The sequence below is a fragment of the Clavibacter lycopersici genome (genome assembly GCF_003576405.1).
Classification (GTDB): Bacteria; Actinomycetota; Actinomycetes; order Actinomycetales; family Microbacteriaceae; genus Clavibacter; species Clavibacter lycopersici.
In genome coordinates, this window is the sequence record NZ_QWGT01000009.1 from 14515 (window position 1) to 28511 (window position 13997).

General features: G+C 70.5%; 12 protein-coding genes and 1 pseudogene. 6 read left to right on the plus strand and 7 right to left on the minus strand.

Annotated elements, in window-relative coordinates:
* Window positions 1–34: 34 nt before the first annotated feature.
* Both DZG00_RS01500 and gmd read right to left on the minus strand, forming a co-directional pair.
* Window positions 35–1039, minus strand: a complete 1005-nt coding sequence (locus DZG00_RS01500) for a GDP-L-fucose synthase family protein (protein WP_119381336.1) — start codon at window positions 1037–1039, stop codon at window positions 35–37.
* Complete coding sequence (gene gmd / locus DZG00_RS01505) at window positions 1036–2088, minus strand: GDP-mannose 4,6-dehydratase (protein ID WP_119381337.1); 1053 nt, start codon at window positions 2086–2088, stop codon at window positions 1036–1038. The genes DZG00_RS01500 and gmd overlap by 4 nt, the downstream gene beginning before the upstream one ends.
* Before the next feature lie 163 nt (window positions 2089–2251).
* Between gmd and DZG00_RS01510 the strand changes: the two genes are divergently transcribed.
* Genes DZG00_RS01510 through DZG00_RS01515 form a run of 3 tightly spaced genes read left to right on the plus strand, consistent with a single transcriptional unit; the run spans window position 2252 to window position 5234 of the window.
* A complete protein-coding gene (locus DZG00_RS01510) occupies window positions 2252–3541 on the plus strand; it encodes a glycosyltransferase family 4 protein (protein ID WP_119381338.1) in 1290 nt (429 codons plus the stop codon).
* Window positions 3538–4119, plus strand: a complete 582-nt coding sequence (locus tag DZG00_RS16850; protein ID WP_147359904.1) for an LbetaH domain-containing protein — start codon at window positions 3538–3540, stop codon at window positions 4117–4119. Before DZG00_RS01510 ends, DZG00_RS16850 begins: the two co-directional genes overlap by 4 nt.
* Window positions 4116–5234: a glycosyltransferase gene (locus DZG00_RS01515; RefSeq protein WP_147359905.1), complete on the plus strand. Its 1119-nt coding sequence runs from the start codon at window positions 4116–4118 to the stop codon at window positions 5232–5234. The genes DZG00_RS16850 and DZG00_RS01515 overlap by 4 nt, the downstream gene beginning before the upstream one ends.
* 50 nt (window positions 5235–5284) lie before the next feature.
* Here the strand turns inward: DZG00_RS01515 and DZG00_RS01520 are convergent, their stop codons facing one another.
* A complete protein-coding gene (locus tag DZG00_RS01520) occupies window positions 5285–6400 on the minus strand; it encodes a glycosyltransferase (protein ID WP_158586968.1) in 1116 nt (371 codons plus the stop codon).
* Window positions 6401–6918: 518 nt separating this feature from the next.
* Here DZG00_RS01520 and DZG00_RS16930 point away from each other — a divergent pair.
* Together DZG00_RS16930 and DZG00_RS16855 are read left to right on the plus strand one after the other, a co-directional pair.
* Window positions 6919–7968, plus strand: a complete 1050-nt coding sequence (locus DZG00_RS16930) for a glycosyltransferase family protein (RefSeq protein WP_158586969.1) — start codon at window positions 6919–6921, stop codon at window positions 7966–7968.
* Window positions 7965–9209 carry a lipopolysaccharide biosynthesis protein gene (locus tag DZG00_RS16855; protein WP_158586970.1) on the plus strand — a complete coding sequence of 415 codons (1245 nt, stop codon included), beginning with the start codon at window positions 7965–7967 and terminating at the stop codon, window positions 9207–9209. The genes DZG00_RS16930 and DZG00_RS16855 overlap by 4 nt, the downstream gene beginning before the upstream one ends.
* A gap of 230 nt (window positions 9210–9439) precedes the next feature.
* Here the strand turns inward: DZG00_RS16855 and DZG00_RS01545 are convergent, their stop codons facing one another.
* The 4 genes from DZG00_RS01545 to DZG00_RS01560 form a co-directional block, all read right to left on the minus strand.
* Window positions 9440–10507, minus strand: a complete 1068-nt coding sequence (locus DZG00_RS01545) for a hypothetical protein (RefSeq protein WP_119381344.1) — start codon at window positions 10505–10507, stop codon at window positions 9440–9442.
* Window positions 10508–10812: 305 nt separating this feature from the next.
* Window positions 10813–12378, minus strand: a complete 1566-nt coding sequence (locus DZG00_RS01550; protein ID WP_119382836.1) for a sugar transferase — start codon at window positions 12376–12378, stop codon at window positions 10813–10815.
* Between the two features lie 165 nt (window positions 12379–12543).
* Window positions 12544–12831 (minus strand): hypothetical protein, encoded by a 288-nt coding sequence (locus DZG00_RS01555; RefSeq protein WP_119382837.1) that lies wholly within the window; start codon window positions 12829–12831, stop codon window positions 12544–12546.
* Window positions 12832–12947: 116 nt separating this feature from the next.
* On the minus strand, window positions 12948–13151 hold the full coding sequence (locus tag DZG00_RS01560; protein ID WP_012038298.1) for a cold-shock protein: 204 nt from the start codon (window positions 13149–13151) through the stop codon (window positions 12948–12950).
* Window positions 13152–13408: 257 nt separating this feature from the next.
* Between DZG00_RS01560 and DZG00_RS01565 the strand changes: the two are divergent.
* Window positions 13409–13997 (plus strand): annotated as a pseudogene (locus tag DZG00_RS01565) (bifunctional 3'-5' exonuclease/DNA polymerase); the annotation flags it as partial.

Sequence of the window (13997 nt, forward strand, 5' to 3'; positions counted from 1 at the left end):
GGGGCGCACGTCGTCAGGCGCCACGGTGGGCGGGCTACTCCCGCAGCGTCGTGATGTGCTGCCGGTACCACTCGACCGTCGAGCGGAGTCCCTCGTCGAGGCCGATGGACGAGGTCCACCCCGCGTCGGCGAGCTTGGACACGTCGAGCAGCTTCTGCGGCGTGCCGTCCGGCTTCGTGGTGTCCCACTCGGTGCGGCCCTCGTAGCCGACGACGCGCGCGATGGTCTCCGCGATCTCGCGGATCGTCACGTCGCTGCCCGTGCCGACGTTGACCTGCTCGGGCCCGTCGTAGTGCTCCAGCAGGTGCAGGCACGCGGCGGCCATGTCATCGACGTGCAGGAACTCGCGGCGCGGCGTGCCCGTGCCCCAGTTCGTGACCGACTCGGCCCCGGACGCGCGGGCCTCGTCGTAGCGGCGGATCAGCGCCGGCAGCACGTGCGAGCCCTGCGGCGAGAAGTTGTCGCCGGGTCCGTAGAGATTCGTCGGCATCGCCGAGATCCACGGCAGCCCGTACTGGCGGCGCACGGCCTGGATCTGCATGATCCCCGCGATCTTCGCGATCGCGTAGGCGTCGTTCGTCGGCTCGAGGTGCCCGGTGAGGAGGCTGTCCTCGGTGATGGGCTGCGGCGCGAGCTTCGGGTAGATGCACGAGGAGCCGAGGAAGAGCAGCCGGTCGACGCCGTGCGCGAGCGCCGCGTCGAGCACGTTGACCTGGATCCGCAGGTTGTCGCTCAGGAAGTCGACGGGGTAGGTGCTGTTCGCGAGGATCCCGCCCACCTTCGCGGCCGCGAGCACCACGTGCACGGGCTTCTCGGCGGCGAAGAACGCGAACACGGCGTCGCGGTCCTTGAGGTCGAGCTCGGCGGAGGTGCGGCCGATGACGTCGGTGAAGCCCTCCGCCTCGAGCTTGCGGACGATCGCCGATCCGACCAGGCCGCGATGTCCCGCGACGTAGATGCGCGCGGAGCGGTCGAGGGGCGCGGGCTCGAACGCGACGGCGTCCCGCTCGTCGGCCGAGGCAGCGGGCGCCGCGGTCACGCCTGGACCGCGGTCGGCTCGGCGGTGCCCCAGCTCGCGAGCCGCACCGTGTCGATCCACGGCCGGCCCTCGGCCTCGAGCGCGGCGATGTCGGCGTCGACCATGATCCGGGCGAGCATCGTGGTGTCGACGGTGGCCTTCCAACCGAGCTTCTCGTACGCCTTGGTGGCGTCGCCCACGAGGGCGTCGACCTCCGTGGGGCGCAGGTAGCGCGGGTCGAAGCGCACGTGGTCGGACCAGTCGAGGCCGGCGTGCGAGAACGCGGTCTCGAGGAAGTCGCGGACCGTGAAGTTGCCGCCCGTGGCGAGCACGAAGTCGTCGGGCTCGTCGGCCTGCAGCATCCGCCACATGCCCTCGACGTACTCGGCGGCGTAGCCCCAGTCGCGGATGCTGTCGAGGTTGCCGAGGTACACGTGGTCCTGCGTGCCGGCCTTGATGGCGGCGACGGCGCGCGTGATCTTGCGCGTGACGAACGTCTCGCCGCGGCGGGGCGACTCGTGGTTGAAGAGGATCCCGTTGACGGCGAACATGTCGTACGCCTCGCGGTAGTTCTTGGTGATCCAGAAGCTGTAGAGCTTCGCGGCCCCGTACGGCGAGCGCGGGTAGAACGGCGTGGTCTCGCTCTGCGGCGGGGGAGTGGCCCCGTAGAGCTCGCTCGAGGAGGCCTGGTAGAAGCGGGTCTCGATGCCCGACAAGCGCACGGCCTCGAGCAGGCGGATGGTGCCGGTGCCGGTGGTGTCGGCCGTGTGCTCGGGCTCGTCGAACGAGACCCGCACGTGCGACTGGGCGGCCAGGTTGTAGACCTCGTCGGGCTGGATCTGCATCATCAGCGTGGTCAGGCGCGACCCGTCGCTCAGGTCGCCGTAGTGCAGGAACAGCTTCGCGCCGTCCTCGTGCGGGTCCTGGTACAGGTGGTCGATCCGCGACGTGTTGAACGTCGACGAGCGGCGGATGAGGCCGTGGACCTCGTACCCCTTGCCGAGCAGCAGCTCCGCCAGGTACGAGCCGTCCTGCCCGGTGATGCCGGTGATGAAAGCCCTCTTGGCCATGGATCCCCCCAGATTCTCATGCGATGCGATGCGGCGGCGGGGCAGGTGCCCGGCGCGGCCGTCGGCATGAATCTAACGTGACGGCGGCGCTCGGCGGCAATCGGGGTACGGCGCCGCGCGGGGCGTTAACGACATCGAAACCTCGAGGCACCAGAATGGGCCCATGGGGGAATCACGTACGACCGACGCTGCGCGCACGCAGACGGCGCCGGACCTGGGGGGACTCACGGTCTGCCTGGTCGGGATCAACTACTGGCCGGAGACCACCGGCATCGCGCCCTACACGACCGCGATGGCCGACGCGCTCACCGACGCGGGGGCGACCGTGCACGTGGTCACCGGGATCCCGCACTACCCGCAGTGGAAGCTGCAGGACGAGCGGTACGCCGACGGCCGGCGCTGGGAGGAGATGCGCGACGGGGTCCGCATCACCCGCGTACGGCACACCATCCCGGAGACGCCTGACCTCATGGGCCGGGCCAAGCTCGAGGCGAGCTTCCTGCGCGGCGCGCTCCGCGAGGTGCGTCGCGACACGAGCGACATCGTCATCGCGGTCACCCCGTCGCTCGCCGGCCTCGCCGCCGGCGCCCTCGGGCACGGCCGCCGTCCGTTCGGCGTGCTGGTCCAGGACCTCACGGGCAACGCCGCGGGCGAGTCCGGCACCACGGGCGGCCGTGCCTCCCGCCTCATCGCGTCGGGGGAGTACGCGCTGCTCCGCCGCGCCGACCGCATCGGCGTCATCACGCCCCGCTTCGGCGACCTGCTCGTCCAGCAGGGCCTGCCCGACGGATCCATCTCCGGGCTTCCGAACTTCACGCACATCACGCCGGTGGACGTCTCCACCGCCGCCGCCCGCACCCGGCTCGGCTGGGACCGCGACGCGTTCACCGTGGTGCACACGGGCAACATGGGCATGAAGCAGGGCCTCGAGTCCGTCGTCGAGGCCGCCCGCCTCTCCGACACGCGCGACCTCGGCATCGAGTTCGTGCTCGTGGGCGACGGCAACCAGCGGGCAGCGCTCGAGGCGCAGGGCGCGGGGATCCGCTCGCTCCGCTTCGTGCCGCCGCTCGACGGCGACGACTACCCGTACGCGCTGGCCGCGGCCGACGCGCTCCTGCTCAACGAGAAGCCGGGCGTGCGCGAGATGAGCATGCCGTCGAAGCTCACGTCGTACACGAGCAGCCGGCGCCCGATCATCGCCGCGGTCGAGGACGGCGGCATCACCGAGAGCGTCGTGCGCGAGCACGGGGCGGCCTCGATCATCCCCCCGGGCGATCCGGAGAGGCTCCTCCAGGCGGCGCAGGACATGCGCTGCGACACCGAGGGCGCGGCCGCCCTGACGACCGCCGCCCAGCGGATGTACCAGAACCGCTACTCGCCCGTGAGCGCGCACGCCAGGTACGTGCGCTTCGCGCAGTCGCTGTCGCTGCTGGGCACAGGGGTGCGCGCGTGACGGCCGCGCCCGACGCCTCGACCGACGTCCCGGTGATCGACCTCTCGCGCGCTCCCGGCGAGCACCAGGCCTGGGACCGCCCCAAGCGCACCGTCTACCTGTGGGCCGTCGTCGAGCTCCTCCTCGTCACGAACCCGTGGCAGATCAGCTCGTCGCTCCGCGTCAAGGCCCTGCGGGCGTTCGGCGCCGAGATAGGCGAGGGCGTGGTCTTCCGGCCGCGCACGCGCGTCAAGTTCCCGTGGAAGCTGCGCATCGGCGATCGCTCGTGGATCGGCGAGGGCGTCTGGTTCCACAACCAGGACCTCATCACCGTCGGCCACGACGTCGTCCTCTCCCAGGAGACGATGCTCACCACCGGCAGCCACGCGCACCGCCGCGACATGGCCCTCATCACGCGCCCCATCGTCATCGAGCCGGGTGCGTGGATCACCTCGCGCTGCCTGGTCCTCGGCGGCGCGCACGTGGGCCGCTCGGCGCTCGCGCGCCCGATGACCGTGGTCGCGGGCGACGTGCCGGCTGGCGCGATCGTCTCCGGCCCGGACTGCGCGGTCGTCGGCTCGCGGTTCTCCGCATCGTGACGCGTCCCCTGCGCATCGCCCACGTCCTGCCCTACGTCTCCGCGGACGGCGCCTTCGGCGGTCCGGTCGCCGTGGCCGTCGAGCAGTGCCGTGAGCTCGCCCGGCAGGGCCACCGCGTGGTGCTCGTCGCTGGATGGGACGGCGAGGTCGACCTCGCCGTGGACAGCGTCGACGTGCGCCTGTTCCGTACGCATGCGCTCCCCGGCCTCGGGTTCAGCGGGCTGGTCTCTCCCGCCATGGTCGCGGGGCTGCGGCGTCACGTCCGCGAGTTCGACGTCGTCCACATCCACCTCGGACGGCACCTGCTGGCCCTCGCGGCCGCCGAGGCCTGCCGCCGGGCGGGCGTGCCCTACGTGCTGCAGACCCACGGGATGGTGACCGACGACTCACGCGCCAAGTCGCGGATCCTCGACGCCGTCGCGGTCCGCCGCGTCCTCGCGGGCGCACGAGCCGTGCTGGCGCTCACGGACGCCGAGGAGGAGGCGCTCGACGTCGTGTCCCGCGGAGACGCGCGCGTCGTCCGGATCCGCAACGGCGTGGCGCCGGTGTCCGTCACCCGGCACCGGGAGCCGGATGCGGTTCCCGAGGTCCTCTTCCTCGCCCGACTGCACCCTCGCAAGCGTGTGCTGGCCTTCGCGGAGATGGCAGCCCTGCTGCACGAGCGCGGCGTCCGCGCGCGCTTCGCCGTGGTCGGCCCAGACGAGGGCGACCTGCCCGCGCTGACGGCCTTCATAGCCGCGCATCCGGGCCTGCCCCTGGTGCACGAGGGCAGCATCGCGCCCGGCGCCTCCACCGAGCGTCTGGCGGCGGCGGACGTCTACGTGCTGCCGAGCGTGCGCGAGGTGTTCCCGATGACGGTGCTCGAGGCGATGGCGGTCGGGACGCCGGTCGTGCTCACGGAGGACTGCGGGATCGCGGAGGAGCTCCGTGCCGCGGGGGCCGCCCTGGTCACCGACGGGTCGGCACGTGCGCTCGCCACTGCCGTGGAGCGTCTGCTCACCTCGCCGACCATCCGCGACGAGATACGGCGGGGCATGCGGTCCAGCCTCGCCGGGGCGTTCGGCATCGCTGCGGTGGCCGACGAGCTGACCGCGCGGTACAGGTCCGCGTCGTAGCTGCCGCGTCCGCGGCTTGCTCCGTCTTTGACGCGATGGGCGCCCGCGGCCTACCTGCGTCCGAGTGCGTCGAGGATCGTCGCGGAGATGACCTGCGCCGCGGCCTCGATGGTCGGCCGGTCGGCGGGAGGCGCGTCGACGCGTCCTCCGTGCCCGATCCACGCTCGCGCGTAGTCCTCCGGCGTCGCCGGGACATCGACCACGTCGATTCCGGGCCGGAGGTACTCGTGCTCCGGCGCGTGAGCGGCGCCAGCCGTCGTCAGGATGGGCAGACCCATCACGAGCGCGTCGACGGCGACCAGGCCGACGCGACCTGGGTTGAGGAGGAGGCGGGACATGGCCGCAGCCGGTGCGTACGTCTCGGCCGTCGACTGCCCCAGCAGCACCACACGGCCGGTCTCGTCGGCCAGGGCCTCCACGAGCTCCCGCGACTCCCCGTCGCCAGCCACGACGAGCCACTGCGACGGATCCTCGGCGAAGGCTATGCGCGCCGCGTCCACGAGCAGGTCGACGCTCTTGAAGCGGTTCAGCGCACCGAGGAAGAAGGAGACGCGCGCGTCCCGTGGGATGCCGTGCCGGTCCCGGAACGCCACCTCGTCGGCCGGTGTGACGGCCTCCATGGCGCGCTGCAGGCGCGACGTGTCGGTCGAGTTGCGGAATGCCGAGACCTGGTCCTCCCGCAGCCGGGTCGCGGCCAGCACATGCCGACGGCCGGTCTCCGTGTACGTCAGGACGCGCATCGCGCGCGAGTTGAGTAGGTCCTCCGCGGCGTCCGCGAGGAAGGACTGGGTCGTCGTCTCCGAGATCCCGTGCCCCAGCGTGACGTACGGCTGACGCAGCCCCGCGCGCCTCCAAGCGTTGAGGTTGGTGCCCTGCATCTCGGTCACGAGGAGCACGTCGCGTCCCCGCCAGGTGCGGGGAAGGCGCCGGAACATGAACTTCGGGATGGAGCGCACGGGCTGGAGCGTCCAGGCGCCGACCCTGCTTGCCCACGCGGGTTCGATGCCGTCACCGCGGGCGGCGATCTCCCGCTCCTGATCGCGGTCGCCGCCGTAGAAGACGCGGCAGTCGACGTCCGCCTCCGCCAGCTGATCGATCACCAGGGCCCAGAGTCGCTCGCGGTAGCCCGGGATGTACGGCTGGGTGATGGCCACCCGCCTGCTCACGACAGGCTCCTGACGGAAGCGGTCTGCATCACGACGATCCTCATGGTCCCCCTCATCGACGATCGGGGTGCGTAGCAGCCACCAGATCGCTCGACCTCGCGCCGCCCGCCACGACTCGGACGAGGCGCCGATCGTGCGGCGAAACCGCCCCGGTGGCGAGCGTAGTGCAGCGTGCCCCGAGCCGCGGTCCCCACCATGCGCCGCCGCGGGGCAGGGCGAGGGGCGCCGCCCGGCATACTGGTCTCGGCACGGGGTGGGTCCTCGCTGCCGACACGGAAGGGGACGGAGTCGCATGGGGGAGTGGGCACGAACCGCGTTGCCAGAGGGACACGACCGGAGTCCGGACGCCGCCGATCAGACCGGGAACGGCCGCCACTGGCGCCTCCGGACACGAGTCCCCGGACACGCGTGCTGACCCCGACCGTCCTCCGACCGCACGATCTCGGACCCGCCCGCGGGAGCCGCGCATGACCGCCGCCCGGCTGCGCGTGTCCTCGCCTATCCCCGATGACCGTCCCGTGCTCATCCTCGAAGGGAACTCGAGCGGCCACAGGTTCTACTACGTGCGCCTCCTCGCCGATGCCGTCCTCGCCGGAGGCGGGCGCCCCGTGCTCGTGACGGCGCCAGGCCAGATGGAGAGCCCGCAGGCCGTGGAATTCCTGCGTGGCCTCTCACCGTCGTTCACCGTCCTGGAGATTCCGAGCGCGGACGTGGGGCCCGCGTCGCGCCTTGCTCGAGACATGGGCGCCGGGCGCATCGTCATCCCCGATGGGGATCGTCACCTGATTCCGCTCCTGACGCGCAGCGGGCGCGATCTCCCCCACACGACCGCGTTGATCATGCGCGAGCCCGACCTGCGGCGCGGTCAGGGGGGCCGCTCCCTCGCCCGTCAGCTCATGAAGCTCACCACGATGACGATCGCTGGCCTCCGACGCTCGACGACCGTCGCGGTCCTCAAGTCCTCCGTGTGGGCCGGGGAGTCGCGCTTCCCCGTCGCGCAGGACCCCGTGACGCTCGCCGCGACGCCGGACGACGTGGCCGCTGTGCGGGAGGAGTGGGACCTCGAGGGCGATCGCCGATGGTTCGCCGTGGTCGGCGCGATCACCGCGCGGAAGAACCTGCCGATGGTGGCCGAGGCGTTCGCGCGCATCGCCGGCGACGGCGTGGGCCTCCTCGTCGGAGGCGCGATCCTCGACGGGCAGCTCGACGAGGCGGAGCCGCATCTCACCGAGGCGCGCCGCCGAGGCGCGCGCGTCGTGGTCGTCGACCGCATGCTCGAAGACGTGGAGCTCGACGCCGCCATCGCTGCGGTGGACTGCGTGGTCCTCGCGCACTCCAACGAGGGGCCGAGCGGCATCTTCGGGAAGGCCGTGGTGTCGGGCACCCGCCTGCTCGTGGCGGGGGCTTCGAGTCTCCGGGAGGATGCGCGTGCGGTCCCGACGCATGCGCGGTGGACTCCCCTCTCCGTCGACGCGATGGCGCAGGGCATGGCCGACGCATCCACCGAGGAGCGGCCAGCCGCCGTCTCCGACATGGGCTCCTCCCGATTCACGTCGGCTCTGCTGTGACGGACGCCGCACCCGCCTCGTCCGGCGGTCTGGGACGCCAAGCCACCTTCCTCGCGGGCTCGACGGCCCTCGCGCAGATCCTGACGGCGGTGATCTACCTCCTCGCCGCGCGATCGAGCGGCCCCGAGGCATTCGGTCACGCGGTCACTGCGGTCGCCATCGCGTCCAGCGCCGTGGGTTTCATCGACTTCGGCACGAACTCCCTGTGGCTTCGCGAGGCAGCGCGCGGCGACCTCACCACCGAGCACCTCACCGAGCGCGCCTTCGGCAAGCTCGCCTTCGCCGGCGTCGTCCTCCTCATCGCCGGGACGGCCCTCCTCATCTGGTCTCCTACGGCCCTGCTCTGGACGGCGGCGCCCGTGGCGATGTTCCTGCTGCTCAGCCAGACCGCTCAGGTGCCGTTGCGCGCCAAGTCCAAGATGCTGACGGTGGCGCTGTCGCTCATCCTCGACCGCGTCGTCGGCCTGACCGTCTTGACGCTCAGCATGCTGCTGGGCGTGGAGGGAGCGGCGGCCCTCTGGATCGCCCTGGTCTCCGGGTCGACGGCCAGCACCGTGCTCCTCGTGGCCCGCATGCCGGATCGGCAAGCGATCCGGAGGACCAGGCGCATCAGTCGCGCGCCCTGGAGGGGGTCGGGCTTCTACGGGCTGAGCAGCGTCGCAGTCACGTCCCAGGCCCTCGACGTCGCCATCATGTCCGCGGTCGCCGGTCCTGCCGCCGCGGGAGTCTACGGTGCCGTCAACCGATGGACCCAGCCCATGTCCCTGGCCGTGTCAGCGTTCGCCGCCTCAGCCGTGCCTGTGGTCGCGCGGGCACGGTCATGGAGGAACGCCTGGCCCGTGGTGCGCAAGGCCCTCTGGCTTCCCATCGCCGCCATGGGCGCGTGCCTGCTAGTGATCGTCGCGGCGCCGTTCTTCGTGAACCTCCTCGTGGGAGAGGCCTTCGCGGAATCGGCGTCCGTCCTGCGCGTGCTAGCCCTGGGCACGCTCCTCGCCATCGCGAACCAGCCGCTCGCGATATTCCAGCAGTCCCTCGGACATGACAAGCCGGTGTCGTTCGTCACCACCTCCGCCGTCCTCCTGCAGCTGGTCCTCGTCGCCGTCTTCGCGGGAGCAGCCGGCCCGGTCGGAGCGGCGTGGGCCTTCGTCTGCGCGCAAGCGGTGATCTGCGTGCTGCTGGTCATCGTGATGGTCCGGAGTCGCAACACCGGGCCTGCGGGGAACCGCCCAGAAAAAGCCTGAGGCCCCCTCCGACACGCTCTGGATGGACGGAGTCAAGACGGGAAGGTCCCGCAGCCCGAGGCAGGAGGTACGGGACCTGTCATCCATAACGTCGCCCGAGAAGGAGTTCTGCCGCCTCGGACTTAGCACCGGGTACGAGGGCTTAACCGCCCCCGCCTCGTCTGATTCCTTGATGGCCGCTCAGCTACAGACTGAGCGAGCGCACTTGATCTTGCCCTGAGTGATGGGCCCTATTTGCTCGTGGACTTCGCCACAGACACGCCCTGATGCCTTCGAGCCCCATCCGCATTCGTAACGCTCGCCCGGAGGCTGAAGACTGCGATCAGAGCGGAAATCCCCAGGAGGGCGGCACGATTACCTGCCCAAGGGGAGAACACGACGTCCCAGATGCCCTGGATGCTGATGAGAGCAATCAATGGGTAGAAGCGGCCGTGGGCCCTGAACACCGCCGCCACGAACAGGGCGATGAGCGCAATAGGGAGAAGTGCCGCCAGCAGGCCGCCTGATACCCAAGACTCGAAGAGAATCGAGTGGAGCGAGATGGAACCGTCTGCCCGCACCCAGATGCCACGGTAAGAGCCGATATCGTTCATGCCAATCGCGCGTGCGAATTCCGCTGCGACTCCCAGAGTGCGCTCCCCAATGGCCTGCGGATTGCCCCATCCGAGGAGGGGATTCTCCGAGATTGCAGCGACGGAGAGCGGCGGCTCTACCCGTCCACTGAGTATTGCCGGCCCTCCACCCTCGAGTTGGTTCTCGGTCTTCGTCTGCAAGGCGTATCCGAATGCACCGGATTCGATCACGGAGACGATCACATTGAAAGCCACTGTGAGCAGACCGCCGAGCACCGCAGCCCGCGCTACCCACCAGCGACTCGTTCCTGCCCGGGAGTGGAAGAGCCACGCGATGATTGCCGCGATGCAGATGCCCGAGAAGGACCGGAATTCGAAGACCAGGCTCAGAAGGGCGACAGCGCCTAGGGACAGGACGGGTAGAAGACGACGGCCGCTGCGGCACGCGAAGTAAAGCACCGCGGCAGTAAAGGGGAGGGCGATGGCGTACTTCCACAAAACCTGCAGATCGTAGGAGCCCGCGCGACCGAAAGCAAGGTAGTAGATGACGGTCCCCGCGCCAGCGGCTGCGAGTATCTGAGTCATTGCCGGCACGTCAGCCGCGAACTTCGCGTACCCGAAGACGCACGCCGCGAAGATTAGGGCCGAGAGGATCTGCGGCCAGTACGGTCCAGGAGCAGACAGCACTCCCGAGGCCAGCATCGCGACGATGGACAGTGCGCTCATCCATAGAAGGAGGCGTGTCCACCGCTCGAGAGGATGTGCGGCACGGACCGGTAACACCGCCACCGTCAACACTGCGGCGAATGGCACCAGCGAGCTGAAAGCCGGAACCGCAGCGGCGAGGCCTGCAACTATTCTGAGCGGCCTTCGCTCCAGAGGCGGTGTCCTGGCAATGTGACCTGCGACGCTCGGACGTGTGCTCACGTCCGTCTTCGGTATCCGGACCTCCTTCGTCGTCATGAGTTTCTGTGTACCCCCATGCGCGACTGCACCCCTTTGCCTCGGCCCGTTGACTTTACCTCGCTCGCTCAATACGCCCCCTCACGCCGCAGCACGGCCCGCGCCGTCTTCCACAGGATCACGAGATCCCCCACGATGGACCAGTTCTCCACGTAGTAGAGGTCCAGCCGCACGCTGTCCTCCCACGAGAGGTTCGAGCGGCCGCTCACCTGCCAGAGCCCGGTGATGCCCGGCTTCACGAGGAAGCGCCGGTGCACCTTCGTCTCGTACGCCTCCACCTCGCGGGCGAGCGGCGGGCGCGGGCCCACGAGCGACATGCTGCCGTTGAGCACGTTCACGAGCTGCATCAACTCGTCGAGGCTGTAGCGGCGGAGGAACCGCCCGATCGGGGTGACGCGCGGGTCGTCCTTCATCTTGAACAGCACGGAGTTGCCGGCGTCGCGCGACTGCTTCTCCAGCTCGAGGAGGCGCGCCTCCGCGTCGCTGACCATGGTGCGGAACTTGAGCATCTGGAACGGGCGCCCGTTGATGCCGACGCGCTCCTGCCGGAAGAGGACGGGGCCAGGGGTGCTGAGCCGGATGGTCATCGCGATGACGAGGAACAGGGGAGAGGCGACGACGAGGATCAGCGTGCTCGCGACGATGTCGAACGCCCGCTTCGCGAAGAGCTTCGTGCCCTCGTAGCGCGGCGTCTCCACGTGGATGAGCGGCAGACCCGCGACCGGGCGGGTGTGGATGCGGGGACCGCCGATGTCGGTGAGGCTGGGTGCCACCACGAGGTGCTGGCGTCCGGGCTCGAGCGACCAGCTGAGCTCGCGGATCCGCTCCGGGGACAGCTCGTCGTTGCTGGCTATGACGATGGTGTCCGCGTCGACCGCGCGCATGGCGGCCTGGAGGTCGTCGAGCTTGCCGAGCACGGGGATCCCGGTGCCGGGCAGCGTCGCCGCGATGACGCCCGAGGGGATGCACGCACCCACCACGTGGTAGCCGGCGTAGGGCTGGCGGGCGAGCTCGCGGGCGAGGAATCCCGTGGACGCCTCGGATCCGATGAGCAGCACGCGGGACGAGTAGCGGCCCTTGGCGCGCTGCACGTTGAGCCACTGCCGCCACATCCACCGACTGAGCACGAGCGTGACGAGGCCCAGGGGCAGGGCGATGATGATGTAGCCACGAGCGAAGTCGATGCGGCCGAGGAACGCGACGATCGCGACCAGGCCGAAGAGCCGCACGGTGGCGTCCAGGATCAACCGGTACTCCTGCGGCCCCGTGCCGAGCACCCGGTAGCCGCGCGTGCCGTACAGGCCGAGGGCGACCATCCAGCTGGCGATGATGACGACCGATATGACCGAATAGCTGACGGCGACGTCCTCGGGGCGGCCAGTGAACTGCACATCCGAGGTCTCGAACCCGAACCATGCGATCTGGACGCCGAAGACGACCCAGATCAGGACGAGGAGGTCCGTGATCACGAGGCCGATCGCATAGGTGCGTCGCCACTCGTGAGCTCGCGCGTCGCTGCGCTCACTCTCAGGCCCTGAGGCGCCCACGAGGCTGTTGGCGGATCTGTCTCGCCCGCGTCCTCGCGCAGCGGTTGCCTCTCGTGCGTCGTCGTGCGTCGCCTGCTGTTCGATCATCGTCCCCCCAAGCCGATGGTGCGTCCCCCTGAGTCACCGTCGGCTCTTGGAGTCGAGACTACAGCGATTACCCAGCGTTACCGACGTGCCGCGGACGCGATCATCGTGGTATCCCTTGCTCGGACATGCCCGGCCCATGAGGGCTGCCGCTCCTTGCCGGGCGGATCAGATCCGCGTCCAGGTGCCCCCGTCCCGCCGCGTGATGCTGGCGCGCGGCACGTCGACGAGCTCGGCGGCTCGAGCCCGGACGGCGGCCGCGATGCGCTCGGCTCCCGCGTCGTCGTCGGCGGTGAAGCGCACGGTGAGCCGGGGCTCACCGCGCACGACCTGGATGTCGTTGGCCTCAAGGGTGGCGATCCGGGCGGCTTCGGCAGCGGCGGCCGGGAGCACCGCGGCGGGATCGGCGCCCGGCCGGAGCGCGCCGACGGTCATGGTGATGCGGTAGGAGGGCACGGTCCATGGTCCCGCATGCGGGGACCCGCGTTAAATGGAGAACGGCCCCGACCACATGGTCGGAGCCGTTCTCGGAAGCTCAGCGTGCTGCGCTCACCAGAGGCGAGCGGGTGGCATTAGAGCGGGCGGATGTTCTCAGCCTGAGGACCCTTGGGGCCCTGGGCGACCTCGAACTCGACCTTCTGGTTCTCGTCGAGCGACTTGTAGCCGCCCGTCGCGATCGCGGAGTAGTGAGCGAACACATCCGCGGTTCCGTTGTCGGGAGCGATGAAGCCGAAGCCCTTTTCAGCGTTGAACCACTTGACGGTGCCTGTTGCCATGACGAAATTTCCTTCAAAAGAGATGCATCGATCCCGGGACCCGGGACCGCGGGTCGCCTGCCCCTCGTGACCCCTCCGGCGGACCGGGCGGATCGTGAGGACCTGACGACTTGTGTCCAACCCTAGCGGGTGAAACCGTGCGAGCGGGGGATGCGGGCGAATTCGCGTGCGGTGTTTCCCTGCGTGACGCCCTGTGGGGGAGCGGCGGGCACCCACGAGCGCGGCCCGGGGTCGGACGCGCGCGGGATGATGAGGGCATGCACATCCTGGTCGCGCGGACGCCCTCCGGCGTGCGGCTCGTCGACCTCGACGCGACCGGCACCGTCACCGGCGTGCGCGACGTGAGCTCCGCGGAGTGGCCGGCGATCGCCGCGGCACGCGAGCGGGCGGATCCCGCGCCCCGCTGGGTGTGGGACGACACCGCCGTCTGGGCGCGCCAGCTGATCGCGGCCGGCGTGCGCGTCGCCCGCTGCCACGACCTGCGGCTCTGCCACGCGATCCTCCGGCTCTCGACGCAGACGGCCGAGAGCGCGCTCGCCCGGATGCCCGCCGGCCCCTGGGACCGCGCCGCGCCGATGGAGCGCGAGGCGTCCGCGTCCGCGACGCTCTTCGAAGACCTCGATGCCCCCGAGGGCCGATCGCCGGACGAGCTCGTCGCCGAGCTGCGGCTCCAGCTCGAGGCGGTCGCGGGCAGCGCGGAGCCCGGCCGCCTGCGTCTCCTCCTGGCGGCTGAGTCGGCCGGGGCGCTCGTCGCCGCGGAGATGTCCGCCGACGGGCTGCCGTGGGACACCGCCGTCCACGACGCGCTCCTCGTCGACCTGCTCGGCGGCCGGCCCGCGCACGGCG

Excerpts from the sequence above, each read along its gene's own strand:
- gmd (WP_119381337.1), bottom strand. The coding sequence starts at position 2,088 with ATGGCCAAGAGGGCTTTCATCACCGGCATCACCGGGCAGGACGGCTCG.
- DZG00_RS01510 (WP_119381338.1), top strand. The coding sequence starts at position 2,252 with ATGGGGGAATCACGTACGACCGACGCTGCGCGCACGCAGACGGCGCCG.
- DZG00_RS01545 (WP_119381344.1), bottom strand. The coding sequence starts at position 10,507 with ATGAGCGCACTGTCCATCGTCGCGATGCTGGCCTCGGGAGTGCTGTCT.
- DZG00_RS01550 (WP_119382836.1), bottom strand. The coding sequence starts at position 12,378 with ATGATCGAACAGCAGGCGACGCACGACGACGCACGAGAGGCAACCGCT.
- DZG00_RS01560 (WP_012038298.1), bottom strand. The coding sequence starts at position 13,151 with ATGGCAACAGGCACCGTCAAGTGGTTCAACGCTGAAAAGGGCTTCGGC.